The 26,865-nt window shown below is 67.8% G+C and carries 31 protein-coding genes; 17 read left to right on the plus strand and 14 right to left on the minus strand.

Going from position 1 to position 26,865, the window contains the following annotated elements; genetic code table 11:
• Positions 1 to 35: 35 nt before the first annotated feature.
• Positions 36 to 308 (plus strand): hypothetical protein, encoded by a 273-nt coding sequence (locus tag OVA06_RS17380; protein WP_268160016.1) that lies wholly within the window; start codon positions 36 to 38, stop codon positions 306 to 308.
• Here OVA06_RS17380 and OVA06_RS17385 read toward each other — a convergent pair.
• The 7 genes from OVA06_RS17385 to OVA06_RS17415 form a co-directional block, all read right to left on the minus strand.
• Positions 305 to 1,135: a glycerophosphodiester phosphodiesterase gene (locus OVA06_RS17385; protein WP_268160018.1), complete on the minus strand. Its 831-nt coding sequence runs from the start codon at positions 1,133 to 1,135 to the stop codon at positions 305 to 307. The two genes, OVA06_RS17380 and OVA06_RS17385, sit on opposite strands and share 4 nt — an antisense overlap.
• Before the next feature lie 45 nt (positions 1,136 to 1,180).
• Positions 1,181 to 1,429, minus strand: coding sequence for a hypothetical protein (locus OVA06_RS17390; protein WP_261618894.1), 249 nt, complete (start codon positions 1,427 to 1,429; stop codon positions 1,181 to 1,183).
• Positions 1,430 to 1,554: 125 nt separating this feature from the next.
• Entirely contained in the window at positions 1,555 to 2,373 is an 819-nt protein-coding gene (locus tag OVA06_RS17395) for a Cof-type HAD-IIB family hydrolase (RefSeq protein ID WP_056077126.1), read from the minus strand.
• 9 nt (positions 2,374 to 2,382) lie between these two features.
• Positions 2,383 to 3,855, minus strand: a complete 1,473-nt coding sequence (locus OVA06_RS17400) for an FAD-dependent oxidoreductase (RefSeq protein ID WP_268160021.1) — start codon at positions 3,853 to 3,855, stop codon at positions 2,383 to 2,385.
• Between the two features lie 54 nt (positions 3,856 to 3,909).
• The gene (locus OVA06_RS17405) at positions 3,910 to 4,320 is read right to left on the minus strand and encodes an arsenate reductase ArsC (protein WP_056077134.1); all 411 of its coding nucleotides are present in this window, start codon (positions 4,318 to 4,320) and stop codon (positions 3,910 to 3,912) included.
• The gene (locus tag OVA06_RS17410) at positions 4,317 to 5,027 is read right to left on the minus strand and encodes an aquaporin (protein WP_268160023.1); all 711 of its coding nucleotides are present in this window, start codon (positions 5,025 to 5,027) and stop codon (positions 4,317 to 4,319) included. The genes OVA06_RS17405 and OVA06_RS17410 overlap by 4 nt, the downstream gene beginning before the upstream one ends.
• On the minus strand, positions 5,024 to 5,374 hold the full coding sequence (locus OVA06_RS17415) for an ArsR/SmtB family transcription factor (protein WP_268160025.1): 351 nt from the start codon (positions 5,372 to 5,374) through the stop codon (positions 5,024 to 5,026). Before OVA06_RS17415 ends, OVA06_RS17410 begins: the two co-directional genes overlap by 4 nt.
• 120 nt (positions 5,375 to 5,494) lie before the next feature.
• Between OVA06_RS17415 and OVA06_RS17420 the strand changes: the two genes are divergently transcribed.
• The 13 genes from OVA06_RS17420 to OVA06_RS17480 all read left to right on the plus strand — a co-directional run bounded on the left by OVA06_RS17420 (position 5,495) and on the right by OVA06_RS17480 (position 17,439).
• Positions 5,495 to 5,926, plus strand: a complete 432-nt coding sequence (locus OVA06_RS17420) for a LexA family protein (RefSeq protein ID WP_056077140.1) — start codon at positions 5,495 to 5,497, stop codon at positions 5,924 to 5,926.
• 26 nt (positions 5,927 to 5,952) lie between these two features.
• Positions 5,953 to 7,233 carry a Y-family DNA polymerase gene (locus OVA06_RS17425; RefSeq protein ID WP_268160027.1) on the plus strand — a complete coding sequence of 427 codons (1,281 nt, stop codon included), beginning with the start codon at positions 5,953 to 5,955 and terminating at the stop codon, positions 7,231 to 7,233.
• 70 nt (positions 7,234 to 7,303) lie between these two features.
• Positions 7,304 to 8,356, plus strand: a complete 1,053-nt coding sequence (locus OVA06_RS17430; RefSeq protein ID WP_091717259.1) for a D-2-hydroxyacid dehydrogenase — start codon at positions 7,304 to 7,306, stop codon at positions 8,354 to 8,356.
• A gap of 19 nt (positions 8,357 to 8,375) precedes the next feature.
• Complete coding sequence (locus tag OVA06_RS17435; RefSeq protein WP_268160030.1) at positions 8,376 to 9,113, plus strand: fumarylacetoacetate hydrolase family protein; 738 nt, start codon at positions 8,376 to 8,378, stop codon at positions 9,111 to 9,113.
• Positions 9,114 to 9,225: 112 nt separating this feature from the next.
• Positions 9,226 to 10,023, plus strand: coding sequence for an IclR family transcriptional regulator (locus OVA06_RS17440; RefSeq protein ID WP_056077148.1), 798 nt, complete (start codon positions 9,226 to 9,228; stop codon positions 10,021 to 10,023).
• 171 nt (positions 10,024 to 10,194) lie between these two features.
• On the plus strand, positions 10,195 to 11,544 hold the full coding sequence (locus tag OVA06_RS17445) for an MFS transporter (protein WP_056077150.1): 1,350 nt from the start codon (positions 10,195 to 10,197) through the stop codon (positions 11,542 to 11,544).
• The gene (locus OVA06_RS17450) at positions 11,541 to 12,455 is read left to right on the plus strand and encodes an NAD(P)-dependent oxidoreductase (RefSeq protein WP_268160032.1); all 915 of its coding nucleotides are present in this window, start codon (positions 11,541 to 11,543) and stop codon (positions 12,453 to 12,455) included. The genes OVA06_RS17445 and OVA06_RS17450 overlap by 4 nt, the downstream gene beginning before the upstream one ends.
• Positions 12,452 to 13,222 carry an SDR family oxidoreductase gene (locus OVA06_RS17455; protein ID WP_268160034.1) on the plus strand — a complete coding sequence of 257 codons (771 nt, stop codon included), beginning with the start codon at positions 12,452 to 12,454 and terminating at the stop codon, positions 13,220 to 13,222. The genes OVA06_RS17450 and OVA06_RS17455 overlap by 4 nt, the downstream gene beginning before the upstream one ends.
• Before the next feature lie 179 nt (positions 13,223 to 13,401).
• Entirely contained in the window at positions 13,402 to 14,583 is a 1,182-nt protein-coding gene (locus OVA06_RS17460; RefSeq protein ID WP_268160036.1) for an ABC transporter substrate-binding protein, read from the plus strand.
• Positions 14,584 to 14,813: 230 nt separating this feature from the next.
• Positions 14,814 to 15,761, plus strand: a complete 948-nt coding sequence (locus OVA06_RS17465; RefSeq protein ID WP_268160038.1) for a matrixin family metalloprotease — start codon at positions 14,814 to 14,816, stop codon at positions 15,759 to 15,761.
• Positions 15,762 to 15,853: 92 nt separating this feature from the next.
• Complete coding sequence (locus tag OVA06_RS17470; protein WP_056077160.1) at positions 15,854 to 16,576, plus strand: VIT1/CCC1 transporter family protein; 723 nt, start codon at positions 15,854 to 15,856, stop codon at positions 16,574 to 16,576.
• 49 nt (positions 16,577 to 16,625) lie between these two features.
• Entirely contained in the window at positions 16,626 to 17,111 is a 486-nt protein-coding gene (locus OVA06_RS17475) for a hypothetical protein (RefSeq protein ID WP_268160041.1), read from the plus strand.
• Between the two features lie 70 nt (positions 17,112 to 17,181).
• On the plus strand, positions 17,182 to 17,439 hold the full coding sequence (locus OVA06_RS17480; protein WP_056077164.1) for a metal-sensitive transcriptional regulator: 258 nt from the start codon (positions 17,182 to 17,184) through the stop codon (positions 17,437 to 17,439).
• 145 nt (positions 17,440 to 17,584) lie between these two features.
• Here the strand turns inward: OVA06_RS17480 and OVA06_RS17485 are convergent, their stop codons facing one another.
• The 4 genes from OVA06_RS17485 to OVA06_RS17500 all read right to left on the minus strand — a co-directional run bounded on the left by OVA06_RS17485 (position 17,585) and on the right by OVA06_RS17500 (position 20,431).
• Entirely contained in the window at positions 17,585 to 17,980 is a 396-nt protein-coding gene (locus OVA06_RS17485) for a hypothetical protein (protein ID WP_268160044.1), read from the minus strand.
• An 85-nt stretch (positions 17,981 to 18,065) separates the two neighbouring features.
• Positions 18,066 to 18,563: a MarR family winged helix-turn-helix transcriptional regulator gene (locus tag OVA06_RS17490; protein WP_056077167.1), complete on the minus strand. Its 498-nt coding sequence runs from the start codon at positions 18,561 to 18,563 to the stop codon at positions 18,066 to 18,068.
• Between the two features lie 92 nt (positions 18,564 to 18,655).
• On the minus strand, positions 18,656 to 19,594 hold the full coding sequence (locus OVA06_RS17495; protein WP_261618880.1) for a carbohydrate kinase family protein: 939 nt from the start codon (positions 19,592 to 19,594) through the stop codon (positions 18,656 to 18,658).
• Between the two features lie 42 nt (positions 19,595 to 19,636).
• Positions 19,637 to 20,431: an alpha/beta hydrolase family protein gene (locus OVA06_RS17500; protein WP_268160047.1), complete on the minus strand. Its 795-nt coding sequence runs from the start codon at positions 20,429 to 20,431 to the stop codon at positions 19,637 to 19,639.
• Positions 20,432 to 20,509: 78 nt separating this feature from the next.
• Between OVA06_RS17500 and OVA06_RS17505 the strand changes: the two genes are divergently transcribed.
• The 3 genes from OVA06_RS17505 to OVA06_RS17515 all read left to right on the plus strand — a co-directional run bounded on the left by OVA06_RS17505 (position 20,510) and on the right by OVA06_RS17515 (position 23,031).
• The gene (locus OVA06_RS17505; RefSeq protein ID WP_056077169.1) at positions 20,510 to 21,166 is read left to right on the plus strand and encodes a cyclodeaminase/cyclohydrolase family protein; all 657 of its coding nucleotides are present in this window, start codon (positions 20,510 to 20,512) and stop codon (positions 21,164 to 21,166) included.
• 133 nt (positions 21,167 to 21,299) lie between these two features.
• Positions 21,300 to 22,223, plus strand: a complete 924-nt coding sequence (locus tag OVA06_RS17510; RefSeq protein WP_268160049.1) for an AEC family transporter — start codon at positions 21,300 to 21,302, stop codon at positions 22,221 to 22,223.
• 67 nt (positions 22,224 to 22,290) lie between these two features.
• Positions 22,291 to 23,031 carry an SDR family NAD(P)-dependent oxidoreductase gene (locus OVA06_RS17515; RefSeq protein WP_268160051.1) on the plus strand — a complete coding sequence of 247 codons (741 nt, stop codon included), beginning with the start codon at positions 22,291 to 22,293 and terminating at the stop codon, positions 23,029 to 23,031.
• 118 nt (positions 23,032 to 23,149) lie between these two features.
• On the opposite strand, the gene OVA06_RS17520 is transcribed toward OVA06_RS17515, so the two are convergent.
• Genes OVA06_RS17520 through uriH form a run of 3 tightly spaced genes read right to left on the minus strand, consistent with a single transcriptional unit; the run spans position 23,150 to position 26,631 of the window.
• Positions 23,150 to 24,139, minus strand: coding sequence for a ribokinase (locus tag OVA06_RS17520; protein WP_268160053.1), 990 nt, complete (start codon positions 24,137 to 24,139; stop codon positions 23,150 to 23,152).
• Positions 24,136 to 25,563, minus strand: coding sequence for a uridine transporter UriT (gene uriT, locus OVA06_RS17525; RefSeq protein ID WP_056077177.1), 1,428 nt, complete (start codon positions 25,561 to 25,563; stop codon positions 24,136 to 24,138). The genes OVA06_RS17520 and uriT overlap by 4 nt, the downstream gene beginning before the upstream one ends.
• A complete protein-coding gene (uriH, locus tag OVA06_RS17530) occupies positions 25,564 to 26,631 on the minus strand; it encodes a uridine-preferring nucleoside hydrolase UriH (protein WP_268160056.1) in 1,068 nt (355 codons plus the stop codon).
• Positions 26,632 to 26,865: the final 234 nt, after the last annotated feature.

Below are 26,865 nucleotides of genomic sequence, written 5' to 3' on the forward strand. Positions count from 1 at the left end.
GAGCGTTCCGGCACACGAAGGCAGAAGGAGCAGTCATGGGCATCGGCGACAGCATCGGCAAGGCAGCAGAGAACGCCATGGAGGATCTGGCCGGAACATCCGACCCCACGGAGAAGATGGACATTCCTGACCCTGCGGACCCCAATGATGACGTGGAGGTCCACTCCTCCCTCAGCGAGGGGTCCAACGCCATGGAAGCGGAAAAGCAGGAGGCGCCCGGCCTGAAGACTGGCGCCGCCCCTGATCCGGTGTCCAGCAGCCCGCTCGGCGGGGATTCCGGCGACACGGACCGCGAGGAGCGGGCTTAGCGGTTCGAGGCCTCGTCGGCGCCGCCCGGGCCGGGCCATTCGCCTCGCTCCACGAGCACCTGGCGCAGCAGGTCCGCCCGGTCGGTGACGATGCCTGCCACGCCGAGCTCCAGGAGCCGGCGCATTTCGGCGGGGTCGTTGATGGTCCAGACGTGGACCAGCAGCCCCAGGGACTCCGCGCGGCGCAGGAAACCGGGCGTAACCACCGGCACCGCGCCGTAGCGCACGGGCACCTGCAGCGCGTGCACGTCCCGCAGGACCCTCCGCATCAGCCAGCGGAACGCCGGACCGGGCAGCACGGGGCCCAGCAGCGCGAACAGGGCGTTGGATACGACGCCAGCGGACGAGGCAACCGGGCGGCTGAGCTGCTTCAGCACGGCCCGCCGCCGCCGGTCCGAAAAGCTGGCGATCAGTACCCGGTCGTGGGCAGCGTGGCGTTCGATGGCCTCGACGGTGCTGCGGACCGAGCCCCAGTCCTTGACGTCCAGGTTCAGCCGCGCGTCCGGCAGGGCCGTGATGAGTTCTTCGAAGGTGGGAATAGGTTCGCGCCCGCCGATCCGGGCACCGGCAACATCCTGGGCGGGAAGGTCGGCTACGCGTCCGCTGCCGTCCGTCACGCGGTCCAGGGTCCCGTCGTGGAAGAGGAGGAGCACGCCGTCGGACGTGGTGTGGACGTCCGTTTCGAGGTAGCGGCAGCCCAGCTCAGCGGCGGCGCGGAACGCCGCCATCGAGTTCTCGAGTCCGTCCACGGAAAAGCCGCGGTGGGCCATGGCGATGGGAAGCGGGGCGCCATCGGCGCCGGCGTGGTCGAAGAACGGCAGGCTCACAGAGTGAGCGTACCGGAGCCGGCCCACCCGCCCATGGCGGTGGCGTCAGTCCCCGTACGGAAGGATTTCCACGCCGTCGCTGCAGTGCAGCAGCGTCCGGCCGCGGCCACCATCGAGGTGGACCCACACGGCCGAATGGTCAGCCGTGATGGCATCCACCACGCCCGCGGCATCGAATCCGGGCGAGAGCTGGACGCGGACGCGGTCCCCCTGCCGGAGCTTCTTCCAGTGCGGCGCGGGCGTTGCCCTGCGCAGCGGTGCTTCAGCGGTCTGGTGTTTTGCGCTTCGTGCCATGTTGTCCCCTTTGCCGGCCGGAGAGGTGCCTGCCCTCCGCGCTTCACGCTACGGAACGAAGGTGAACGGCAAGTGAGCGCAACCTGTGAAAATGGCGGCAGGTGCACCACACGGGAACACCGGCGTCAGGAGTGCTGCACCCCAAGGGAAGCGAGGCGTTCCTCCAGGACCTGGGCCACGCCGTCGTCGTCAAAATGCGGTGCCTGCTGCCCCGCAGCACGGATGGCCTCGGGGTGGCCGCTGGCCATGGCGTAGCCGTGCCCGGCCCAGCGGAGCATCTCGATGTCATTGGGCATGTCGCCGAACGCCACGACGTCTGCCGCGCCGATTCCCAGCGCGGCCGCGTACTCGGCGAGGGTGACGGCCTTGTTGACGCCGGGGAGGGACAGTTCCAGCATGGCGACGCCGGGTGAGGAGTGCGTTGCTGCGGCAAGGTGCTCGACGGCGGGGGCCACCTCGGCGAGGAAGTCGTCGGGGGTGCCGTCGCGGACGATGGCAAGGAACTTGACGACGGCGTCATCCGCCGTGAGCGTCTCGCGCAGCGGCGCCGGGGTGAACTGGGTGAGCAGTTCGCTCGATTCGTTCTCGATGAAGCCGGGCTCAAGGTGGAATCCGCTGAGGGTTTCGGCGGCGAACAGCGCGGCGGGGCGGAGGTCCTTGATGATGCGGCGGATTTCCAGGACCGCGTCGATGGCCAGGGTGCGGGCGGACACCAGGCGGTCGGCTTCCAGGTCCCAGACCACCGCGCCGTTGGAGCAGATCACGCGGCCGGTGTGGCCCAGCTGTTCCTCGAGCGGGTGCAGCCAGCGGGGCGGCCGGCCGGTCACGAAGACGAGCTCCACACCGGCGGTGCGGCAGGCATGGAAGGCGCGGATGGTGCGGGGGCTGATTTTCCCGTCGTGCCCGAGGATCGTTCCGTCAATATCGCTTGCCACCAACCGCATGCTGCCAGTCTACGTGGGTTGACGGGAGGCGCCTGCGCTGGGGTTTGGCCGGGAGTCCCGCGGTTCCCCTACTACCGGCCCGTAGCGTAGCGCGGCGTTCCGGGGCAGGAGCATACTGGAAACGCCGCCCAATGAGAGGACGCTCGGCCTTGCGAGGCCGGTGGAAAATCCAACCGACACAGTGACAGGCTCCGGGGTTGCGCAGCAGGAGTCCGCCATTACCGCGTCGTTGTCCGGGATGCTGGTGGAGCAGACGCCGGTTTCGGGGAGTTCGAGTTCGATCGTGTCCGCGGCCATGCTGTCTCCGGCGAGGGCGGCGGCGATTGAGCGGACCTGTTCATAGCCGGTGGCCATCAGGAAGGTCGGGGCGCGGCCATAGGACTTCATGCCGGCCAGGTAGAAGTCCTTCTCCGGGTGGGTAAGGATCCTGGCACCGTGGGCCGGGACGGTGCCGCAGCTGTGAAAGTCCGGGTCGATCAGCGGGCCTAAGGCTTTGGGTGCGTCGACGGCGGGGTCGAGGTCGAGGCGCAGCTCGGTGAGAATGGACAGATCGGGGCGGAACCCGGTCGCCGGGATCACCCGGTCGGCCTCGACACGGCGGCCGTCAGCAGCGATGACCGTGACCGTGCCACCGTTCATGTCAATGCCGTTGGTGTGGAAGCCTGTGAGGAGTTGGACGGCCCGGGTATCGACGGCGGTGCGCAGCCGCGTGCCGAGCTGGCCGCGGGCGGGAAGCTGGTCAGCGTCTCCGCCGCCGTAGGCGCGGGCAGGGGTGTTGGCGCGGATGGCCCAGAAGACTTCGGTTCCGGGATTGGTCCGGGCGGTTCGGGCGAGGTCCAGGACCATGTTCGCGGCCGAGTGTCCGGAGCCGATGACCAGGGTGCGGCGTCCCGCGAACCCGTCACCGGAGACGTCAGGCAGCGGCCCGGTGATCAGCCCGGCGGCCCGGGCTTCGGCCTCACCGGGCGCGGGCAGCCCCCCTGATCCAAGGGGCGCAGGGGTGGTCCAGGTTCCGGAAGCGTCGATGACGGCGCGGGCCAGGATCTCTGTGGTGTCGCCGCTGGTGTGCCGGATGCGCAGGAGGAACGGAGCCTGGTCGCGGCCGGCGCTACGCCCTTTGTCCATGCCCTGCCGCGTGACGGCAACGACTCTGGCTCCGGTCCGGATCCGGTGTTTAAGTGCGGGGGTGGCGGCCAGGGGCTCGAGGTAACCGGTGACGATCTGGTGTCCGTAGGGCAGTGCGGTTGGACGGGGCGCTTCCCAACCAGTGGCCTCGAGCAGCCGGACGGCGGCGGCGTCGAGGTTGTACTGCCAGGTGGAGAACACCCGGACGTGGCCCCACGCGCGCACTGCGGCTCCGACGGTGGGGCCGGCTTCGAGGACGAGCGGTTCAAGGCCGCGTTCGAGCAGGTGCGCGGCCGCGGCCAGGCCGACGGGTCCGGCACCGATCACGGCGACCGGCAGGGAGTCCTGTGCTGTCATGCTGTCCTCATTTCAATCGTCGGCGCGCACTTACGGTGCCGTTCGGGTGGCGGGTTATGCGGTAGCCGGGGTCAGGGAGGCGATCAGCGCCTCGACCCGGGTCTTGATCTCGTCGCGGATGGGCCGGACGGAGTCGACGCCCTTGCCGGCGGGGTCTTCCAGGACCCAGTCTTCGTAGCGCTTCCCCGGGAAGTAGGGGCACTCGTCACCGCAGCCCATGGTGATGACGACGTCGGAACCTTTCACGGCCTCGGTGGTGAGGATCTTAGGGATCTCGGCGGACATGTCGATACCGACCTCGGCCATCGCCTCGACCGCGGCGGGGTTGACCTTGTCCACGGGCTGGGACCCGGCGGAGCGGACCTCAATCTCACCCTTGCCCAGGGTGGCGAGGAACGCGGCGGCCATCTGGGAACGGCCGGCGTTGTGGACGCAGACGAACAGGACGGAGGGCTTGTGGCTCACGAGAGCACCTTTCGATCAGCCGCGACCGCCGCGGCAGCGGTGGAAGCAGCAAGGGTGGGGTAAAGGAATCGGACCAGGGCGTAGCCGGCTGCCCCGCCTGCCAGCTGGGCGAGGATGAAAGCGGGAGCGGACGACGGGGAGATCCCGGCGAAGGTGTCCGTGATGGTCCGGGCGATCGTGACGGCGGGGTTGGCGAAGCTGGTGGAGGACGTGAACCAGTACGCTGCCGTGATGTAGCCGCCGACGGCGAACGCGACCCGGTCGGTCCTCCCGGAACGGACCGTGCCGAAGATGACCAGCAGCAGCCCGATGGTGGCTATAACCTCGCCGAACCAGAGGCCGGCCCCGGTTCTTTCCCGCGTGGAGAACGTGACGGCGTCCAGGCCGAACATCAGGTTCGCAGCAAGGGCGCCCACCAGGCCGCCCAGGAACTGGGCGCCGATCAGAGCCGCCGATGTTCTGGTGGCAATCATGCCCAAGGCGCGTTCGACCAGGGTGACGACGGGGTTGAACGAGGCGGAGACCGGCTGCAGGGCGACAATGAGCGCGACCAGGGCGGCGCCTGTGGCCACGCTGTTCTGCAGAAGCTGCAGCCCGACGTCGTCCGTGGACAACCGTGACGCCATAATCCCGGAGCCCACGATGGCTATCACGAGGAATGCCGTACCGACGAGCTCGGCACCGGCTCTGCGCGCCAGGACGCTCACTTCGCCTGTCCCCCGATCAGTGTGGCGAGGTTCTGAAGGGCCTCGGTGCGGGCCCGGTAGTAAACCCAGACGCCACGCTTCTCCCGGTCCAGCAGACCGGCCCCGTGCAGGATTTTCAGGTGGTGGCTGATCGTCGGCTGGGACAGCTCGAAGGCGTCGTTCAGGTCGCAGACACACGCCTCACCGCCCTCATGCGAGGCGACCAGGGACATCAGCCGCAACCGGACCGGATCCGCCAGGGCCTTCAACAGTGGCGCGATTCCCTCCGCCTCGGGCAGGGACAAGGGCTCCCGCGCCAGCGGGGAGCAGCAAGCAACCGTTTGGACCGCGGTCAATTCCAAAGACATAGACACACGTATATATTCACATTCATCTATGTCATAGCGCAATGACCCAACGTCGGGCTCATTGTCGGCATCCGGCGCTACACTGAACTTATCGAACAAATATTCGAATAAGGGTGTGTTGTGGGCGTTATTGTCGGGCCTCGCGTGATAGATGCAGGCGCGTCGCTGTTCTCGGTATTGATCTCTCCCGTGGCAGTCGCGGCCGGCTTTCCATCGCCGGCACAGGACTACTTCGACGGGCGGATCGACCTGAACGCACACCTGATCAAGGACATCACCAGCACCTTTGTTGTCAGGGTCACCGGAAACTCCATGGAGGGTGCCGGCATCAGCGACGGGGACGAGCTGATCGTCAACCGCGCGCTGGAACCCAAGGACGGGTCCGTCGTGATTGCCGTGCTGGACGGTGAACTCACCGTTAAGAGGCTGCGCATCACGGCCACCGGAATCGTCCTGCAGGCGGAAAATCCCCGGTACCAGGACATCAAGGTATCGGCGCTTTCCGAACTGACCATCTGGGGAGTCGCCACAAGGTGCCTGCACCATGTCTGAGGCCCGCCGTGGCTAAACCTGCCCTCATGCGCCACATGCCGCAGATCGCCCACGTGGACGTCAACTGTTTCTACGCGTCCGCGGAACGGGCCTTCGACCCCTCGCTGGAGGGCCGCCCACTGGTGGTCCTGTCCAATAACGACGGCTGCGCCGTTACCCGTTCCCCCGAGGCGAAGGCACTCGGCATCACCACCGGCGAACCCTGGTTCAAGCTCGCGCCGCGGGCAAAGGAGTGGGGCCTCGTGGCGAAATCCAGCAACTACGAACTCTACGGCGACATCAGCGCGCGGGTCATGGAGCTGCTCGGCAGGTACTCGGCCTGGTTGGAGGTCTACAGCATCGACGAGGCGTTCCTGGGGGTCAAGGGGGACGCCGGCACCTTGCTACCCCTCGGACGCACCATCAAGAACGCCGTCGGCAGGCATGTGGGCGTTCCCGTATGCGTGGGCATCGCACCCACCAAGACGCTCGCCAAGCTCTGCAACAAGTGGGCCAAGAACAACCCGGCCTTTGACGGGGTCTGTTTATGGGAGGCGGTCCCCCACGATGTCCGGGACAGCCTGCTGGCCCGGCTGCCCGTGGACGAGATCTGGGGCATCGCCGGAAGGCTGACCAAGCGGCTCAACGTCCTGGGGATCTTCACGGTCCAGGACCTGGTCCGCGCCGATGCGGTGATGATCCGGGACAGGTTTTCGGTGGTGCTGATGCGCACCGTCCTCGAGTTGCGGGGCACCCCCTGCATTCCCATGGAGGAGGAGCGAATCGGCCGGGACCAGCTGATCTTCTCGCGATCGTTCGCCACGCCGGTCGCCAGTGCGGACGGCCTGCGGCAGGTGCTGAGCATTTACGGGCAGCAGGCGAGCGCCAGGCTGTCCAAGCACGGCCTGCAGGCGAAAGTGCTCACGGCATTTGCCGCCACGTCACCCTTCCGCCAACAGGAGCAGGCGTACCCGTCCGTATGCGTTTCGCTGCCGATGCCGACGGCGGACCCGCTGCTGCTGACCAGGGCGGCACATGCCCTGCTCCCCCACATCCGGGACGGCCTCAAATATGCCAAGGCGGGGATCATGCTGACCGACCTGCGGCCCAGCGGCAACCAGTCGCCGCTCGAACTGTTCGAGAACCGGCATGAGGAACGCGGCATCGGCCCGCTGCTTGACGATGTGAGCCGGCGCTTCGGGCGCGGGGCCATCGGGCTGGGACATGCCGGCATCAAGTCCGGCCTCGACTGGACCATGAAGCGTGACATGCGCTCGCCCCGGTACACCACCCATTGGGACGAACTTCCGGTGGTCAAAGCCGCATGACCCGGCTGCAGTGACAGAAACATAGTCCAAACTGTTCAGCATGCTAGCCAGCAGACAGTATAGTGAACAGATGACTTCTCCCAAGACTGTGGCCATCGCCGTCCCGCTCGAAGCAGAGCTCGTGGACCAGATCCGTGCCGTCGATCCGTCTATCACCGTCCTGTACGAGCCCGGCCTCCTCCCGCCGGAGCGCTTTCCCGCGGACCACGCCGGCGATCCCGCTTTCGAGCGCACGCCCGGGCAGGAGGAACGCTACTGGGCCATGCTCGGCAGGGCCGAAGTGCTCTACGGCTTCCCCAATGAGAGCCCTGCGGGCCTGGCCCGCATCGCCCGGGACAACCCCGCACTCGAATGGATCCATGCCATGGCGGCGGGGGCAGGCGGAGCGGTCAAGGCATCCGGGCTCGGCCAGGACGTCCTGCAGAAATTCCGGATCACCACCTCCGCCGGAGTACACGCGCTTCCCCTCGCCGAATTTGCGGCGATGGGAATCCTGAACGGCTTCAAACGGAGCGCCGAGCTGGCCCAGGACCAAGCCGCCAAGGCCTGGCCCGACCTGCGGGTACCCACCCGCCTGGTCAACGGCTCAAACCTGGTGATCAGCGGCCTGGGCGAAATCGGGCTGGAAACGGCCCGGATCGCCAGGGCGCTCGGCATGAACGTCAGCGGCACCAAGCGGACCGTTGAGCCCATCGAGGGCATCCACCAGGTGGTGGACAACGCGGGCCTGCCCGGACTCCTCGCCACGGCAGACGCCGTCGTCAACACCCTGCCCGGAACCGAATACACAGAGAAACTCTTCAACCGGGAACTGTTCGCGGCCATGAAACCCGGCACCACCTTCGTCAACGTTGGCCGAGGCACCGTGGTGGATGAGGATGCGCTGCTGGAGGCGCTGGAGAACGGCCAGGTGGGCTACGCCTGCCTGGACGTCTTCGCCGTGGAGCCGCTGCCCCGGGACAGCCCCCTGTGGAGCCACCCCAGGGTTATGGTCTCGCCCCACACGTCAGCCCTCAGCGCCGCCGAAAACCGGCTGATCACCGAGCGGTTCTGCAGCAACCTCCGCACCTTCCTCGACGGCGGCGAGCTTCCCCACCTCGTGGACACCGTCCACTTCTACTAAGCCAGTACCGGGAGAACCAATGCGCATCGCCAGAATCAACACAGCGTCCGGGACCCGGCACGCGGTTGAACGGGCCGGATCATGGCACCACATCGTCGACCCGTTCGAGGCACCGCTCCGCTTCACGGGCGGCACCACCCCCGCAGGTGAGGCGGAGCTCCTCGCTCCCGTGGCCCCGGCGGTAGTGGTAGGCATCGGCCACAACCTGACCCTCAACGACCACCCACTGCCCATCCAGGCATGGCATAAGTCCGTCCACACCGTGGCCGGACCTGGCGACCGGATCGTCGCAGCACGCGGCCGCGGCACAGTAAACGTAGAAGGTGAACTCGCCGTGGTGATCGGCAAGCAGGCAGCTGACCTGACCGCGGAGAACGCCCTGGACCACGTCCTCGGCTACACCTGCGTCAACGACGTCACCAACGTGGATCAGAACGCGGTGGACGAGCGGAACTTCCAGGGCAAGGCCGGCGTCAACTACACGCCCCTCGGACCGTGGATAGAAACCGCCCTCCCGGATCCCGAGCGGGCTGGCATCGACGTCTTCGTCAACGGAGTGGCCAAGGCCAACTCCGGGACGTTCAACCTGCCCTCCTCTGTGGTGGACTGCCTTGTCTACGTCACCTCCTGGCTGACCCTTGAGCCCGGGGATGTCGTCATGACCGGCGCGCCCGGCACCGCGGTGCCCGTGGAGCCGGGCGACCGCGTGGACATCGTGGTGGAGGGCGTCGGAACCCTGACCAGCGCGGTCGGTTGACGGGCCGCTCCCGCATTCTTCGGGACCGCACATCCGCCGGGGCACTTATGATGGATAGCGTTCAGTTGACTGAACGGACACTGCAGTCAGTCCCGGCAACCTAAGGAGAATCATGGCCGATTCCCGCACCCCCGCTTCACCGGACAAGTCGGGAGCCGCCTCGCCGGCGCCGGCAGTCACGCGTGCGGCCGCCGTCCTGGATGCGCTGGCGGCTTCTGCAACGGGGCGGCTGACCCTCAGCGACCTTTCGCGCGAAGTGGGGATTCCCAAGTCCTCCACCTCCAATCTCCTGCTGGCGCTCGAAGAAGCCCGGCTGATCACCCGGCAGGGAGCGGAATTCACCCTGGGCCGCAAGCTGGTGGAACTCGGCGCTGCCTACTTGGGCCGGATGGACGAGGTCCAGGAGTTCTACCGCTACTGCGAACAGGCCTCCGTCCTCTCCGGGGAGACCGTCCGGATCGCCATGCTGGACGGAACCAACGTTATCTACCTCGCCCGCTACGAGGGCCACCCCGCAGTCCGCCTGACCTCCAATATCGGCGACAAGATGCCGGTATCCCTCTGCGCCGTAGGCAAGGCGCTGATCGCCCGGCTCAACGTGCACGACATCGAAGGGATGTTCCCTGATGACGCCGAACTGCCGGTCCTCACGCCCAAGTCGCTGCGCACCGGGGCGGAACTGAAGTCGCAGCTGCGCGAAATCCGCGAGCAGGGCTACGCCTTCGAGGACGAGGAAAGCACCACCGGAGTGGTGTGCCTGGCCGTGTCTGTTCCGACGCGCGGCGCCCACGGTCCCAGCCTGGGCCTGTCCGTCACCGCGCTGAAGGCCACCTACACTCCGGAGCAGGGCTCGCAGATGGTCAAGGAGCTCAAGGAGCTGGCACACTCGCTGGGCAACCCTATGGGCTAAACGCGGCCGCGGACTCCAAGCCGCAGAGGAACGCCACTTCTCAACAAAACAAAAAACTGTTGCCAGTTGTTCAGCTTGCTGTATTGTGTTCAGCATAGTGATCGACACAACAGGTGTTGTCGCTATCCCACCAGGCCAACGGGGGCCTGGAGTGCATTAGAGGGAGTTCTCGTGACAACTCGTACTAAATCACCGCAGACCGATGCGGACGGCGCCGTCGTCGATCCGGAGCAGCTGCGAAGGGCAACTCTTGCCAGCTCCGTGGGTTCGGCCCTGGAGTACTACGACTTCTACATTTACGGCCTCGCATCGGCCCTGATTTTCGGCCCGCTGTTCTTCGCCCCGCTGGGCGAGAGCGGCGCCGTCATCGCCTCCTTCGCCACCTACGGCGTCGGCTTCGCGGCCCGGCCTTTCGGCGGCGTGGTCTTCGGGTACATCGGGGACCGGTTTGGCCGCAAAATGGTGCTGATCCTGACCATCGGCCTGATGGGCATGGCCAGCTTCGCCATCGGGCTCCTCCCCACCTTTGAGCAGGCGGGGATGCTCGGGGCGGTGCTGCTGGTTGCCCTGCGCATCCTCCAGGGCCTGGGCGCCGGAGCCGAGCAGGCAGGCGCCACAACGCTGATCTCCGAGGTGGCCCCGCGCCGCCGTCGCGGTTTCTTCGCCTCACTGCCCTTCGTGGGCATCCAGCTGGGCACGCTCCTGGGCGCCGGCACCTTCGCCCTGATGGCCCTGGCGGACAAGGAAGTCCTGCAGGGCTGGCTCTGGCGCGTACCTTTCCTGGCCAGCGTCATCCTGATCATCATCGCCGTCTTCATTCGGCTCAAGCTCAAGGAAACCCCGGTCTTCCAGGAGCTCGAAAAACACAAGGCCGTGGTCAAGAACCCGGTGGGCCAGATCTGGAAGCACTCCAAGAAGAACGTGCTGGTGGGCATTGGCCTGCGGATGGGTGAGAACGGAAACTCATCGATCTACTCGGCGCTGCTGGTGTCCTTCATCAGCATGCCGGCCGGCGTCTTCGCCGGCGACAAGTTCATCGGCCCCACCGGTCTGCTGATCGCCGCCGGATTCGCGGCGGTCCTGGTGGTCACCTTCGGTGCGCTGTCCGACCGCTTCGGCCGGGTTCCCGTCTACCGCTACGGCGCCCTGTTCCAGGCCGTCATCGCCCTCCCGGCCTTCTACCTGGTCACACTGGGCAACGTCACCCTGGTCTGGGTGGTCATGGTAGTTGGCATCGCCCTGGGCGTCCAGTCCATGCTCGGCCCGCAGTGCGCCCTGCTGCCGGAACTCTTCGGCTCCCAGCACCGCTTCACCGGCGTCGCCCTCAGCCGCGAAATCTCCGCAGTGCTCGCCGGCGGCTTTGCACCGATGATCGGTGTGGCACTGCTCGCAGCTACCGGCCACTCCTGGCTGGTTCCCGCGATCTACTCCCTGGTGCTGGCGTCAATCTCTTTCGCCACCACCTTCTTCACCCCCGAAACGAACGGCCGCGACCTGCTGGTCGTGGAGGACGCCAAGTGACGCACGGCTCCGTCGGCTTCGTGGGGCTCGGCCTCATGGGCGCCCCGATGGCCGCCAACCTGCTCGGCGCCGGGTGGCAGGTCAGGGGTTGGAACCGCTCCCCCGCAGCCGTCCGGGACCTTGAACTCCGGGGCGGGTCCGGCGTCGACACCGTCGCCGACCTGCGCGGCGAGCCCGTCATCATCTTCATGCTCCCCGATCTTCCCTTCATCGAAGAGTCCGCGGCCGGCCTCCTGGCGGCATGGCGGACGGAGCCACCCGCGCCGGGGACGCTGGTGGTGGTCATGAGCAGCGTGTCACCGGTGGGGGTGCAGGCGTTCGGCCTCGCGGTGGCTGAGGCGAGCGCCGGGAACGCCTCCGTGCTCGATGCACCGGTCAGCGGCGGCACGGACGGCGCGCGCCGGGGAACCCTGGCCATCATGGCTGGCGGCTCCGAGACGGACTTCGCACGTGCGCTGCCGGTCCTGGAGGCCATGGGCGCGGCGGTCCGGCGGCTGGGCGGGCTGGGCGCCGGCTCCCTCGCCAAGGCATGCAACCAGCTGGTGGTGGGAACCACGACGGCGGCACTCGCCGAAGCCGCGGAGCTGGCCGAACGCTCGGGCCTGGACGTCCACGCCCTCTTCGAGGTGCTCGCCGGGGGCTTGGCGGGCAGCCGCGTGCTGGACCAGGTGGGACCCCGGCTGGCGGCCAAGGATTACACACCCACAGGGCCGGCCAAGTTCATGCGCAAGGACCTGTCCTTCGTACTGGACAGTGCACGCAGCGCGGGTACCGCCACACCCATGGCGTCCGCCGGAATCGAGCTGTACACGGAGCTGGTGGCGCAGGGCCTGGGAGACCAGGACCTTGCGGTGGTGCGGCAGGCCGTCGCAAACCTCAGCGCCGCCGGCGCCGGAGAGGCCCGGCGATGAGCCAGTTGTTTGACCTGACCGGACGCACCGCCCTGGTCACGGGTTCCAGCCGCGGCATCGGCAACGTACTCGCCCGGGCACTGGCGGAGGCCGGCGCCACGGTGGTCCTGAACGGGATCAATGCGGAGCGGCTCGCAGCGGCTGAGGCGTCGATGGCAGCGGATTTCGCCCCGGGCCCGATCCGCAGCTGCGCGTTCGACGTCACCCGGGACAGCGACGCCGAGCGGGGCGTTGCCTGGGTGGAGGAGAACGTTGGCCCCCTGGACATCCTGGTCAACAACGCCGGCATCCAGCACCGGGTGGCCATGCTGGACCTCGACGTCAGCGATTGGGAGCGGGTCATCAGCACCGACCTCACCAGCGCCTTCCTGGTGGGCCGCGCCGCAGCCCGCGTGATGGTGCCCCGGGGCCGCGGCAAGATCATCAACATCTGCTCCGTCCAGACGGACCTGGCCCGGCCCACCATCGCGCCCTACGTCGCCGCAAAGGGCGGGCTGCGGAACCTGACCCGTGCCATGACGGCTGAGTGGGCGTCATCAGGTCTGCAGATCAACGCCATCGCTCCGGGCTACATCCACACGGAGATGACGCAGAACCTGGTGGACGACGAGCAGTTCAACTCCTGGATCCTGGGAAGGACACCGGCCCGGCGCTGGGGTACCGCCAGCGACCTGGCCGGCCCTGCCGTCTGGCTGGCGTCGGACGGTTCGGCCTTCGTCAACGGGCAAACCATCTTTATCGACGGCGGCATGACGGTGGTGGTTTAACGGGGGACTGCACCCGGATGTCCGGGCGCGGGGAAGACGCCGTGCGACCTTCCGTGACGCTGGACGACGCCGCGTTGCGGCTGCGCGTCGTCCCGTTAACGCCTGCTACGGGAATCATTGTGGCCCTGCTGGGCGCTCCGTAATCTCGTCTCAGCACCCGCCCCAGCAAAGGAATCCCCATGGCAGACCCCCAGGACACGAGTCCGCAGAACCCCGGAAACTCCACCCGCATCGTCGCCGGCCAGGCCGCTCCCAAGCGCCCCTTGGGCCTGAAAATCGGCATCGCCGCCGCCATCCTCGCCCTCGTGGGAGGCGGCGCCGCCGTCGCCTCAGCCGTCAACGCGAACAACACCGCCACCGCACCAGAGGCCGCAGCAGCGCCCGCCGGAAACCCGGCGGCGGAACTGAAACTCGGCTACTTCGGCAACGTCACCCACGCCCCCGCACTGGTGGGCGTCAGCAAAGGCTTCATCAAGGACCAGCTCGGCGACACCAAGCTCAGCACCCAGGTCTTCAACGCCGGCCCCGCCGCCATTGAGGCGCTCAACGCCGGAGCCATCGACGCCACCTACATAGGCCCCAACCCGGCCATCAACTCGTTCGTGAAGAGCCAGGGCGAATCCATCAACATCATTGCCGGTGCCGCCGCCGGCGGAGCGCAGCTCGTGGTGAAGCCGGAGATCACCTCCGCCGCGGACCTCAAGGGCAAGACCCTCGCCTCCCCGCAACTTGGCGGCACCCAGGACGTGGCCCTCCGCGCCTGGCTGACCGCCCAGGGCTACAAGACAAACGTGGACGGCAGCGGCGACGTGGCCATCAACCCCACCGAGAACGCCCAGACCCTGAAACTGTTCCAGGACGGAAAGCTCGACGGCGCGTGGCTGCCCGAACCCTGGGCTTCTCGCCTGGTGCTGACCGCCGGCGCCAAGGTGCTGGTGGACGAGAAAGACCTGTGGGACGGTTCGCTGTCCGGCAAGCCCGGCGAATTCCCCACCACCATCCTGATCGTCAACCAGAAATTCGCCGCAGAACACCCGGACACCGTCAAGGCGCTCCTAAAGGGCCACGCCAAGTCCGTGGAGTGGCTGAACGGTGCCGCCGCGGATGAGAAGGCCACCGTCATCAACGCAGCACTCAAGGAAGCGGCCGGCGCCGAGCTCAAGGCCGATGTCATCGACCGGTCGCTCAAGAACATCGTGTTCACGGTGGATCCGCTGGCCGGAACGTACCAGAAGCTGCTGGCCGATGGCGTCACGGCCGGAACCACCAAGCAGGCCGACATCAACGGCATCTTCGACCTGCGGGCCCTCAACGAGGTCACCGGCGAGAAGACCTCCGCCGCCAACCTCGGCAAAGAATAGCCGCCAACCACCACAGGGCACCCGCCCGGCAGGAACGGCACCAGCGTTCCGGCCGGGCGGGCGCTTTTAACTTGTGGAAATCCTGCACTTAGCCGCCGGAAACGGGCGCCTCGCCGCCCCTAAGCTGAAGAGGATTCATCGGCAGGCGGCACGGGGGATGTTGGGTGGGCGGTTCAGGCAGGGATCAGGGCACATGGCCGGGAGCGCCCGACGGCGGCCCGTTGCCAAGGGTGCGCCGGTCACCGAGCGGAAGGATCCCGCAGTGGGCCATCGACGAGGCGTTCGGCCGGCAGGCACAGCAGGCTCCGTGGCGCGCACCGGAACCGGCGCCCGCAGGACGCCCGGCGTTTGGCGGTTTGCGCCGGCCGTACCGGCCCCGGCAGCGGAAGCGGAAGCGGCGGCTGCTCCCCGCGCTCGGCCTGGCGCTGGTCATCTGCCTGTACTTCACGCCGTCGTTCTTCAACCGCGTTGTCCTTCCCTTCGCGGCACCGTACCTGCCGGGGGCAACGGCTCCGCCGCCCGGGTTCGAGGCCGCGTCCTCGCCCCTGGGGACTCCCCCGGCCAGCACCGGCTCCACGGCTTTCGTCCTGCAGGACTCGCCCGATCCCGGCCAGCGGTTCGCCGCATACGATCCGTGCCGTCCGGTCCACTACGTAGTGCGTCCTGACTTCGCCGTGCCGGGTGGGGACGCGCTGATCCGGGACGCGGTAGCAGCGACCTCCGCGGCCACCGGCCTGCAGTTCATCTACGACGGCACCTCAACCGAAGCGCCGGCAGATGAGCGGGAGGCCTTCCAGCCGGACCGCTACGGCAAGCGCTGGGCCCCGGTGCTGATCGCATGGTCCACCCCGCAGGAGTCACCCGGCCTCGCCGGCGACATCGCGGGCGACGGCGGCAGCACCTTCGTCCAGGCACCCGGCCAGCCGATGGTCCTCGCCGCCGGCCAGATCCGGCTGGATGCGCCCGACCTCGCGGGCATCCTCGCCAGCCGCCCGGACGGAACGGACCAGGTGCGGGCCATCATCATGCACGAACTCGGCCACGTTGTGGGCCTGGACCACGTCAACGATCCGGGCCAGCTGATGCATGCGGCCAACATGGGCGTGGTGGATTTCGCCGCCGGGGACCGCGCCGGGCTGGCCCTCCTGGGCAGCGGCCCGTGCGTTCCCCAGCTCTGACCCCCGGCGCAAGACAGGGCGTGCCCGGGGGCGCGGATAGGGTATGCAAACCTGCGTAGCCGGGGACCGCTGCCGGTGTTTTACTTTCCCCTATGACTGAGTTGCTGAAGCAGCACCCAAACGAGCCGCACGACGACAGCATTGCAGCGCGCCTGAACTGGCTGCGCGCGGGCGTCCTTGGAGCCAATGACGGCATCGTGTCCGTGGCCGCAACGGTGGTGGGAGTCGCCGGTGTGACCAACGATGTCACCCCTATCCTGGTGGCCGGCGCGGCCGCCGTGGTGGGTGGCGCCGTCTCCATGGCGCTGGGCGAGTACGTGTCCGTCAGCAGCCAAAGCGACAGCCAGCGGGCCCTGATCGAGAAGGAACGCCAGGAACTCCGTGACGATCCCGACGGCGAACTGGAGGAGCTAGCCGCCATCTACCAGGCGAAGGGACTCACCGAAGCAACCGCGCGCACGGTGGCCCTCGAGCTCACCGAGCACGATGCGCTGGGCGCGCACCTGGAGGCCGAGCTGAAGATTGATGAGGCCAGCGTCGCCAGCGCCTGGCACGCAGCGTTTGCCTCGGCCATCGCCTTCACCGTCGGTGCGGTACTGCCGCTGCTGGCAATCCTGCTGCCACCGGCCGAAATCCGGATCCCCCTCACCTTCGTGGCGGTTGTCATCGCCTTGGCGATTACCGGCACGGTCAGCGCCAGGATCGGCGGCAGCTCGAAGCGGAAGGCCACCCTGCGCCTGGTCATTGGCGGCGCCCTTGCCATGGCTTTCACCTATGGCGTTGGCCTGCTGCTGGGCACCACGGGGATAGCCTGACTCCAGCACACCTGATCCGGCGTCACTGCCCAGTCCCTAGGAGCTTTGCATGGTGGAAATCGGCGGCCTTCCGGCCCACATCCTCCTGGTCCATGGAGTGGTTGTCCTGGCGCCGCTGGCGGGCCTGAGGGCGGTGGTCTTTGCACTCTGGCGCCGGAGCAGGGCCTACCTGGCCTGGCCCCTCGGCGTCCTGGCCTTTGGCCTGGTGCCGTTGTCCATCCTCACCGCGCAGGCCGGTGAACAGCTGGAGAAGGCCAGGCCTGCCTCGAACCTTATCCGGGAGCACGCCGAGCAGGGCGGCTTCTTCCGGTTCGTGGCGGTGATCTTCCTGGTGGTGGCGGCCGCGCAGATTCTTGCCGCCTTCCCCGCCGCAGTGAACCGCTGGCACGTGCTCCGCGGAGCCGGACGCCTCCTGGCCGCCCGCTGGCTTGTTCCGGCTACGTCAGTTCTCGGCGTCCTGGCGGGGCTGTTCCTGATCTACGAGGCCGTTGTGACCGGCCACTCCGGCTCGGCGTCGGTCTGGAGCGGAACCTAGGGCGCTGCACGGGGAATGGCCCGCTGGAAAGGTGGCTGGGATCATCAATCCCCCGTCACTGGAGTAGACCTTGGAACTGAACCCCGCCGAACTTACGCCCGTCATCAATCGCATGAAGCGCGCCCAGGGCCAACTTGCCGCTGTCACGCGCATGCTCGAGGAAGGCCGCGATTGCAAGGATGTGGTCACGCAGCTGGCGGCGGTATCGAAGGCCCTTGACCGGGCCGGATTCGCCATCATCGCCACCGGGCTGGAGCAGTGCATCGTCCAGAAGGACGAAACCCTGGACCGGAAAGAGCTGGAGAAGCTTTTCCTCTCCCTGGCCTAACAGTCGGGCGGGGCCAATACGCGCCGGACGCCAGGGGCGGACGACGCCGGCATGCGGCTGCGGCGCGTCAGCGAAACACCGGGGCGGGTGGCCGCAGGGCGGCGGCGGGGCAACAGCCCGCCAAAGTGGAGCTAAGTAGCTTGAGCTAGGCCTGCGCCTGCATGCCGAGCGACGGCATGGCCGGGCCGGCCAAACCGGGGACAGCGGCAACATCCATCAGTGCGGGCCGCTGCAGGTAAGCCTCGAGCTCGTCGGTTGTCAGGCCGGCCGTCCGGGCCAGGGCCGGCGCGCTGACACTGAAGGCAGAGGCGCCGCGGAGAGCCGCGCACAGGTCCTCTTCGGCGGCGTCCAGCTCCCACTGCAGCTGCTCCAGTTTGGCGGACGCCAAGGCAACTGCCTTCATCCATCCGCCGGCCTCCGGGGGCGCGTCGGACGCCTCCACGGGATCGGCGTTGAAGCCATAGCTGTCGGGCAGCGGAAGGGCGACGACATCGGCCAGGTGATTCCGGTTCCGGCTCTGTGGTTCTGCTACCGCTGTCATGTCGCCCTCGATCCCTCGTTTACCGAATTGCTAGTTTGCCTAGTATTTAGTACCTCTAGGCAATTGTCCAGCCCGGATTGGCGGATCAGTCCCTCGCCACCTCGTCCATGGCGTTGCGCATGCGGACCAGGAAGCCAAAAACTGTTCCAAGCTCGTCGCGGTCAAGGGATTCTATGAGGTTGGCGATGGGCCGCCGGGCGTCGTCCAGCGCCTGGACTTCCGCGGTCTCGCTCACCCCGGTACTCCGGAGGATGGAAGCCCGGCGGTCCGAGGGGTGGGGCTCCCGCACCACAACGCCGCCTGACACCAGCCGGTCAATCAGGGCAGTAATCGAGGCGGAGCTCAGCCCCAACAGGGCCGATAGTTCCGTGGGGCGCATGCCATCGCCGCGAAGTGTTGCCTCGCGGACGTAGCGCAGGGCGAGGACGTCGGTGGCACCGCGATCCATGATGGGGCGGGTGCGGCGGAGCATGGCTGTCTCCGCGGCACGGTACTCGCTCAGCGCATCAAGGACGTCGGTTGCACCGATCCGGCCAACCGCTTCCCGGGTGTCGACACTTCCCAATCCACCTAAAGGAGTCATGACCCTTCCTCGATAGCCTAGTAACACGCCCGTCAAGCTAAAGATACTAAGGCATTCACCCTGCAGTGTCGATGTGGGGGGCAGCTCCGGGGTCAGTCCTCCGGCAGGGCGTTCATCTCCGCCCGGGTGGGCGGGTTGGCGCCGGGCCGGGAAACGGTGACAGCAGCGGCGCGGGCAGCGTGGGCCAGCAGTTCCGCCAGCGCCTCCGCGGGCAGCTCGCGCAGGTCCTTCCGGTTTTGCGCGCCGTCCAGGCCCCGGTCCACGAGTCCGGAGAGCAGGGCCGCCATGAAGGAGTCGCCGGCACCAACGGTGTCCGCCACCTCGACGCGCGGGGCCGCCACTGCGGCCTCGCCTGCGGCCGTGATGCCCCATGGACCCTCGCCGCCCCGGGTCACCACCACCATCGCCGGCCCCTCGGAGCCTCCCAGTGCCAGCCACTGGCGGGCGGACTCCAGGACGTCCTGCCCCGGATACAGCCAGGCGAGGTCCTCATCCGAGGCCTTCACCACGTCGGCGAGGGAGACGAACTTTTCCGCGTGGCGGCGCGCGTAATCGACGTCGGTGATGATGCTCGGGCGGCAGTTGGGGTCGAAGCTGATGGTGGCATGCGGGTGTGCATATTCGACGGCGGCCAGCACCTCGGTGGCGCCGGGCGCCAACATCGTGGCGATCGATCCGGTGTGCAGCAGCGTGGTGCCCTGGAGCATGAAGCCGAGCCGGTCTGCGATGCCGGGAAGCTCCCAGGCGAGGTCGAACGTGTAGGTGGCGGCGCCGTCGTCGTCAATCAAGGCGGTGGCAACGCTGGTGGGCAACTCATCCGGGCCCAGCGGAAGCATCACCGAGCTGGCGCGGAGGTGCGCGGCCACGGAATCGCCGTAGGCGTCGCGCCCGTAGCGGCCGATGAACTGCACCGGGTGGTCCAGGCGTGCCAGGCCCACCGCAACGTTGAGCGGGCTGCCGCCTACGTGGGCTTCGATTCCCGAAGCGCGCTGGACAACGTCAACAAGGCCTTCGCCGATCACCGTGAGCATGGTCATACTCTGCCAGAGAAGCGGGCGGGGCCGAATTCCATGTCAGCGCAGCAGTTCACACACCAGTTCGCGGCACGCCAGGTAGGCCGGGGCGGTGATGTCGATCAGCGCGAAGTGGTCGCCGGGGACGCTGACGAACCGTGCGGGCACCGCCGATCCCCGGGCCGCGTCCACATAGCCTGTGGACATTTCCGGCGGCACGTCGTCGTCGGCTTCGGCGTGGACGGCGTACACGGGAACGTCCAGCGGCAGCGCCGCCATGGGGCTGGCCAGCCGGTGCCGGGCGGGGAATTCCGACGACGGTCCGCCCAGCAGGTTGGCTACGGCACCGTTGCTGAGGTTGAGGCGTTCAGCGCCGGCCAGGTCCAGGACCCCGGACTGGCTGACCACGCCGGTGAGCCGGACTCCCCGCCGGCCCGGAAGGCTGTCCGCGTTTCCTGTCCCCAGTTCCGGCACCCTGTCCCGCCCGGCGGCCCAGACTGCCAGGTGCCCTCCGGCCGAATGGCCCAGGGCCACCACCTTCCCCAGGTCCAGGGCATGGGGGTCCGCGAGCGCTGCCAGCTGGTCGATGCCCGCCAGGATGTCATCGAACGTGCCGGGCCAGCCGCCTCCGTTTCCGGCGCGCCGGTACTCCAGGTTCCAGGCGGCGATCCCGTGTTCCGCCAGGTCCCTGGCCAGAGGTTCGCCGAGCTCGGCGCCATACTTCGCACGCCAGTACCCGCCATGGATCACCACCACCACGCCCTGGTGCCGGGCGCCTACGGGAAGATCGGGGAGGAACAGTTCGCCCCACTGGCTGGGATCCTCGCCGTACGGGTAGCGGTGGCGTTGAATCATGTGCCGAGACTACATGGGGGACGGGACGGCAGGGACCGGACCCGTTTAGCCGGGCCTGTTCCTGGGCACCCTTCAACCATGGAAGAACGTGACGTGACCACCCGGAGTTCAACCGTTGAGGAGTGGACGCAGGCCCTGTCCGAATCCACCGGCTCACCGGGCGGCGGTGCCGGGACAGGCGTAATGCTGGCCGTTGCTGCGTCGTTGGCCTCGATGGTGGCCGGCTATACCGAACCGGGCGCGGACCATCAGCAAACCGTGGACGATCTGAGGGACCGTGCCCGGAAACTGCGGAGCGAGGCGCTGCACCTGGCCGACGAGGATTCGACGGCGTCCCGGGCCTTCGGCGCCGCCTTCCGGTTGGAGCCCGGCGCTGAACGGGACAACGCCATCCGCGAGGCCTCAGTTGACGCCGCGCACGCCTCCGCCGTGCTCGGCGCCCGGGCGGTGCAGGCCATAGACGATCTCGCTTGGCTGGCGGCGCACGGCAATAAGGCGCTGATCGCCGACGTCGTTGTCGCTTTCGGTGCCCTCCGCGCGGCCGTGGCGGGAGCCCGGACCAACGTCAGCTTCGACCTGGGATCCCTGCGCTCCACCGGGGCTTCCCTTGAAGAGATCCGTGAACAGCAGCCGGAACTGTGGGCTTCCGTGGAGCGCCTCACCGGCGCGCTGGAGCGGATTGACGCACTGACGGACCAAATTGATTCCCGCGCCGCCCCTACGGATAGCATCTGACAGGGCCTCCTGCCAGGGGCCAGCGGCCAACGGCAGCAGTCAAAGGCTCGGGTCAAAGGCTCGGGTCAAAGGCGCCGGTCAAAGGCTCCGCCAGGTACTGCCGCCCTAGGGCGATGAGATTGAGGACAGCGGTGTGGACGGAGTCCTAAAGGGATTTTTTGTGGTGGGCGTGGTCATGTTCGTCGGCTACGTGCTGGGCAAGACGAACGCGCTGGGCCCGCAGGGCACAAAGGTGCTTTCCAGCCTGACGTTCCTGGTGGGACTGCCCAGCCTGATGTTCTCGATGATCGCCACCCGGCACATCTCGGAGGTCCTGAGCGAGACGGGCCTGATCTCCGTGGTCACCGCCGTGGCCATGATGGCGGTGTTCGCCCTAGTGGGTGCGATCGCCCGCTGGGGAGTCCGCCGCACCACCATCGGCGCCCTGGCCACGGGCATCGTGAACTCCACCAACCTCGGCGTTCCGCTGTCGCAATACGTCATGGGGAGTGCCACCTACGTCACACCCATCATGCTGTTCCAGCTCGCCGTCATCACCCCGATCGCGCTGACCATCCTGGACCTGACCAACCCGGACGGGACCAAGCCTTCCCTGCGCCGCATCCTCGCCACCCCCTTCCGCAACCCCGTGACCGTGGCGGCCATCCTGGGCATCATCGTCAGCGCCGTCGGCATCGAAATCCCGCCCCTGGTGTTGGATCCCCTCAAGCTCATTGCGCAGGTGACGGTTCCGCTGATGCTGATCATCTTCGGCATGTCCCTCCATGGCCTCTCACCGCGGGCCAGCAGCAGCGACAGCGCGCCCACGTTCCTGGCCGTCGTCCTGAAATCAGCCATCCAGCCCGCTCTCGCGTGGACCCTGGCCAGATACGTCTTTCACCTGGACGACTTCAACACCTTCGTGGTGACCGCCTGCGCCATCCTGCCCACTGGCCAGAACGTGGTCCTCTACGCGGTGCGGTACCGCGTGGGCCAAAGCCTTGCGCAGACGACGGCGGTCATCACCTCGGCGCTGGCTGTTCCGTTGCTGCTCGGGGCGGCCTGGCTGCTGAACTGAGCTCCCGGGGCAGACTTGGGCGCGGGTATAACTGGGTACCAGGAGCACAAACAACGGAGGTTCTTCCATGGCACGGATTCTGGTGACCGGTTCAACGGACGGGCTGGGCCTGGCAACAGCGGAAACGCTGGCCCGCGAAGGCCACCACGTGTTGGTCCATGCCCGGACCGCCCGGCGAGTGCCCGCGGTACAGCACCTGGTGGACCAGGGCGCGCAGTGCCTCGTGGGAGACCTTGCAGACGACGCCGAGGTCCGCCAACTCGCTGACGAGGCCAACCGCATCGGTGGGATCGACGCCGTGATCCACAACGCCGGAGTCCTGGACGGCGCCGCGCTCCTGCCCGTCAACGTGGTGGCGCCGTACCTGCTCACCGCGCTGATCAGGGGGCCGCGCCGGCTGATCTACCTTAGCAGCGGCATGCACCGCGGCGGCAACACCCGGCTCGACGGCCTGGACTGGTCAGGCCGCTCCGCCACGGCGTCGTATTCCACTACCAAGCTGCACATCACGGCCTTCTCCGCCGCCCTGGCCCGCCTGGTGCCCGGAGTCACCAGCAACGCCGTGGACCCGGGCTGGGTGCCCACCCGGATGGGCGGACGTTCCGCCCCGGACGATCTTGATCTCGGCCACCGCACGCAGGAGTGGCTGGCCACCAGTGATGATCCGGACGCCAACGGCAGTGGCGGCTACTGGTACCACCAGCGCCGGCAGGCGCCGCATCCGGCTGCGGAAGATCGGGATTTCCAGGACGCCCTGCTCGCCCGGCTGGCAGGGCACACCGGCGTCACTCTGGACGCGCCCGGCTAAACGTCGATTGCTCCGTAAGCGCCGTTTTGACGCCTGAAAAGGGCGTTGGGCCCACGCCGGCGGGGTTCCTTGGCCGAGCTTGCGTGGCTAGGGTGCCGGTGGGGGGCAGTCGATGGGGTTAAGACTTGCGCAGGCGCCGTTCGACGTCGGCCGTTTCCGGGTACGCCGCCTGGGTGCCCTTGCGCGTGGTGGCCAGGGCCGCGGCCACGGAGGCGAACGCTGCGGCGTCGGCGAGCGCGTCGCCTAAAGCGAGCCGCACTGCCACGGCACCGGTGAAGGCATCCCCGGCGCCGGTAGTGTCCACCGCATCCACCCTGGTGGGCTCCACGAACACCACGGATCGGCCGGCCGGGGCGTCGGAATCCAGCACTACTGACCCGTGCGCCCCGAGTGTCACCAGCACCTGCCGGATCCCCCGTTCGGCGAAGCGTTCGCGGACGGCGTCCCATTGCGCGGCGTGGGCGTCGGCACCCGGAACAGAGGCCCCGGGGCCGAGGAACAGCGCGGCTTCGTGCGCGTTCACCAGCAGGACGTCCACCAACCCGGCCAGCGCTGCGGGGATGTGGGCGTAGGGCGAGAGGTTCAGCAGGACCTTGGCGCCGGCGTCGTGCCCTGCCTGCGCTGCAGCCAGGACCGTGGGCATGGCAACTTCCAGGCAGAGGCTGACGACGGCGGCGCCGTCCAGGACGTCCGCGGCCTCCGCCACGTCCGCCGGGGACAGTGTGCCGTTGGCACCTGCGGAGATGATGATGTTGTTTTCGCCGCCGGCATCGACGGTGATCACGGCGACGCCGGTGGGCTCACTGGAGGTACGCACCCGCCCTACGTCCACGCCTGCACCGGCTACCGAGGCCAGCAGCATGTGCCCGTTGGGGTCATCCCCCACGGCACCCACCAGGCTGACATGCCCGCCGAGTCGGCCGGCGGCGACGGCCTGGTTGGCGCTCTTGCCGCCGGGATTCACGGCGAAGCCGTTGCCGTGCACCGTTTCCCCGGGCTGCGGGAGCCGTTCACAGTAGATGGTGAGGTCGGCGTTGAGGGAGCCGACGACGACGATCCGGCCAGCGCCCAGGGAGTCAGCGCCCGCGGACCCGGCTGCGGCACTCATTCGGCCACCTCGGCCTCAACCGGCTTGGGGATCAGCAGCGACGCCGCGAACGCGGCCACCGTCAGCGCCAGGCCGACCACCACCACGGTGAGGTAGGAGGCAGTGGCATCGCCAAGGGAGGCGGTCGCCACCAGCACGGCGGGCAGGATGAGGAAGCTCAGGCCCGCACCGAGGTTGAAGGCACCGGCGTTCATGCCGGGCAGGAAGCCGGGGTTGCCGGCGGGCGAGAGGACAACGCCGAGTCCGTTGAGCATGATGTTGACCGTACCGGCGTACATGATGCCCAGCAAGACCGTTCCGGCAATCATCATCGGCAGGCTGTGCAGGCCCAGGAACCCGATGACGGCCAGCGCCGCGATGCTGCCGAGCAGGCCGATGCGCAGCACCTTGGTGTAGCCCAGGACTGGTGCGAGCTTGCCGCTGAGCGGGCCCACCACCCAGCCCAGCAGGGCGTACGGGGTGAGGATGATCAGTGACATCTCGGTGGGGCCCACGCCGAAGCCCGGGCTGGCGGCCTGGACGTAGGCAGGGACGATGCCGTTGATGACGGCGAAGATGCCGGTCATGGTCAGGGTGGTGGTGAGCAGCGGGGCCCAGGTGGCGCGCTGGCGCAGGTGCACGGTTTCCACCATGGGCTGCGCGGCGCGCTGTTCGGTACGCCAGAAGGCGAAGAACGCGACGGCGGACACGGCTACCAGCGCCAGGCTCAGGATGAGCGTGCCGGAGTTGAAGCCGCCCACCAGCTTGGAGCCTTCGTTCAGGGCGGTGAGCAGGGCACCGACGGCCACCACGATGAAGAACACGCCCAGCCAGTCCATCCGGGTACCGGCGGCGGGTTTGCTTTCGGCGGCCAGGAACACGATGAGGGCGGTGGCAGCGACAGCCAGGACCACCATCAGCCAGAAGATGCTGCGGAAGCCGAAGTGCTCGGCGAAGTAGCCGCCGACGAAGGAGTCCACGCCCGCCACTCCACCGTTGACGGCGGTGATCAGGCCCATGAGCGTGCCGTACTTGCGGGGGTTGCTGACGGCCGAGCGCAGCATGATGAGGCACAGCGGCACCGTGGGTCCGCTGACGCCCTGGATGATCCGGCCAACGAAGAGCCAGGTGATGTCCGGGGCGAGGGCGGCGATGACGGAGCCTACGGCCATCATCACCATCATGCCGACCAGGACTTTCTTGCGGCCCACGATGTCGCTCAGGCGCGGCAGGAACAGGGAGAACAGGGCGGCGGCGGTGAAGAACCAGGTCTGTGAGAGCCCGATGACGGCCTGGTCCGCCTTGAGTTCCTCGCCCATGGTCACCAGGGCGGGGCTCAGCATGGAGGCGTTGAGCTGGAACGCCACGCAGGCGGCCAGCAGCGCAGTCATGAGGGCTGCGATGTTGCCGCGGCCGGTCTTCGTTTCAGTCATGGTGGCGGCCATTTACTTGACCCCTCCGGCGGTGAGCTGGGCACCTTCGTTAAGTTCGACGTCGGACGCGTTGCCTTTGTTGTCCATGTCACCGGCGCCCGGCTCACCGATGCGGACCAGCGCGTCGGTGACGAGGTCCCAGAACCGTGCGTGGTCCAGGTCCACGGCCACACTGGTGTGGCAGTCGGCGGGGGCCGGGGCGCGGAAATCGGCCACGGTCATGCCGAGGGTAAGGGTGCCCTGCAGTTCGATGTTGACGGGCACCTTGCGGGTGCTGACGATGCTGGGGTCGATGACGTACGCCACGGCGCAGGGATCGTGGACGGGCGGGTAGTCGAAGCCCTGGGCGTCCTTGTAGGTGTGGGCGAAGAAGTCCATCAGTTCGGTGACGAACTTCGCCGGCCCGGTTCCGATGGCGGCGATCTTCTCCACTACGTCCGGGGTGGCCAGCGCCTGGTGGGTGAGGTCCAGGCCCACCATCACCACGGGCCACTTTTCATTGAAGACGATGTGCGCGGCCTCGGGGTCGATGATGATGTTGAATTCGGCCACGGCGCTCCAGTTCCCCACGTGGTAGCCGCCGCCCATGAGGACCACTTCCTTGACGCGTTCCACGATCCGCGGTTCCTTGCGGGCGGCCATGGCGATGTTGGTCAGGCCGGCGGTGGGAACCAGGGTGACGGTGCCGGGTTCGTGCGCCATGACGGTGTCGATGATGAGGTCGACGGCGTGGCGCGGGTCCAGCTCGATGGCCGACTGGGGCAGGGCGGGGCCGTCCATGCCGGACTCGCCGTGGATGTCCGGCGCGGTTTCGATGCTGCGGACCAGCGGGCGGTCACAGCCGGCAGCGAAGGGGACGCCGGTGATGCCGGCGATGGTGCCCACGGCGAGCGCGTTGCGGGTGACTTTTTCGAGGGTCTGGTTTCCCACCACCGTGGTGACGGCCAGCAGGTCGATGTCCGGGTTTCCGTGTGCGAGCAGCAACGCCACAGCGTCGTCATGCCCGGGGTCGCAGTCCAGGATGATTTTCCTGCGCTCGATGCCTTGGACCGGCTCAGGGTTCTGGAAGGTGGGTTCCATGGTGTTCTCCACGTCATTGGGGCCCGTGCCAGCTGCCTGGCGTCCGGGGAGTTGTAGCGTTCAGGAGTGATCATGGCAGCAGAATGTGGTGCACGTCAAACGCTTAACGTTGACGCAGGTCAAGCGCTTGACGCACGGCGGTTTCTGACGAGGGCCCTCTCTGGCATGTGCGTGCTAAATCCTCTCCCCAACCCGCCGGCCGATGCGCACGAAAGTCGCCAGCGTTCGGTGGGC

This window comes from Pseudarthrobacter sp. SL88 (genome assembly GCF_026672455.1).
Classification (GTDB): Bacteria; Actinomycetota; Actinomycetes; order Actinomycetales; family Micrococcaceae; genus Arthrobacter.

Coding starts and splice junctions, on each gene's coding strand:
- OVA06_RS17425 (WP_268160027.1), top strand. CDS start 5,953: ATGCGCCACATGCCGCAGATCGCCCACGTGGACGTCAACTGTTTCTAC.
- OVA06_RS17390 (WP_261618894.1), bottom strand. CDS start 1,429: ATGGCACGAAGCGCAAAACACCAGACCGCTGAAGCACCGCTGCGCAGG.
- OVA06_RS17515 (WP_268160051.1), top strand. CDS start 22,291: ATGGCACGGATTCTGGTGACCGGTTCAACGGACGGGCTGGGCCTGGCA.
- OVA06_RS17395 (WP_056077126.1), bottom strand. CDS start 2,373: ATGCGGTTGGTGGCAAGCGATATTGACGGAACGATCCTCGGGCACGAC.
- OVA06_RS17495 (WP_261618880.1), bottom strand. CDS start 19,594: ATGCTCACGGTGATCGGCGAAGGCCTTGTTGACGTTGTCCAGCGCGCT.
- uriH (WP_268160056.1), bottom strand. CDS start 26,631: ATGGAACCCACCTTCCAGAACCCTGAGCCGGTCCAAGGCATCGAGCGC.
- uriT (WP_056077177.1), bottom strand. CDS start 25,563: ATGGCCGCCACCATGACTGAAACGAAGACCGGCCGCGGCAACATCGCA.
- OVA06_RS17415 (WP_268160025.1), bottom strand. CDS start 5,374: ATGTCTTTGGAATTGACCGCGGTCCAAACGGTTGCTTGCTGCTCCCCG.
- OVA06_RS17520 (WP_268160053.1), bottom strand. CDS start 24,139: ATGAGTGCCGCAGCCGGGTCCGCGGGCGCTGACTCCCTGGGCGCTGGC.
- OVA06_RS17440 (WP_056077148.1), top strand. CDS start 9,226: ATGGCCGATTCCCGCACCCCCGCTTCACCGGACAAGTCGGGAGCCGCC.
- OVA06_RS17505 (WP_056077169.1), top strand. CDS start 20,510: ATGGAAGAACGTGACGTGACCACCCGGAGTTCAACCGTTGAGGAGTGG.
- OVA06_RS17500 (WP_268160047.1), bottom strand. CDS start 20,431: ATGATTCAACGCCACCGCTACCCGTACGGCGAGGATCCCAGCCAGTGG.
- OVA06_RS17485 (WP_268160044.1), bottom strand. CDS start 17,980: ATGACAGCGGTAGCAGAACCACAGAGCCGGAACCGGAATCACCTGGCC.
- OVA06_RS17400 (WP_268160021.1), bottom strand. CDS start 3,855: ATGACAGCACAGGACTCCCTGCCGGTCGCCGTGATCGGTGCCGGACCC.
- OVA06_RS17455 (WP_268160034.1), top strand. CDS start 12,452: ATGAGCCAGTTGTTTGACCTGACCGGACGCACCGCCCTGGTCACGGGT.
- OVA06_RS17490 (WP_056077167.1), bottom strand. CDS start 18,563: ATGACTCCTTTAGGTGGATTGGGAAGTGTCGACACCCGGGAAGCGGTT.
- OVA06_RS17475 (WP_268160041.1), top strand. CDS start 16,626: ATGGTGGAAATCGGCGGCCTTCCGGCCCACATCCTCCTGGTCCATGGA.
- OVA06_RS17435 (WP_268160030.1), top strand. CDS start 8,376: ATGCGCATCGCCAGAATCAACACAGCGTCCGGGACCCGGCACGCGGTT.
- OVA06_RS17460 (WP_268160036.1), top strand. CDS start 13,402: ATGGCAGACCCCCAGGACACGAGTCCGCAGAACCCCGGAAACTCCACC.
- OVA06_RS17470 (WP_056077160.1), top strand. CDS start 15,854: ATGACTGAGTTGCTGAAGCAGCACCCAAACGAGCCGCACGACGACAGC.
- OVA06_RS17430 (WP_091717259.1), top strand. CDS start 7,304: ATGACTTCTCCCAAGACTGTGGCCATCGCCGTCCCGCTCGAAGCAGAG.
- OVA06_RS17380 (WP_268160016.1), top strand. CDS start 36: ATGGGCATCGGCGACAGCATCGGCAAGGCAGCAGAGAACGCCATGGAG.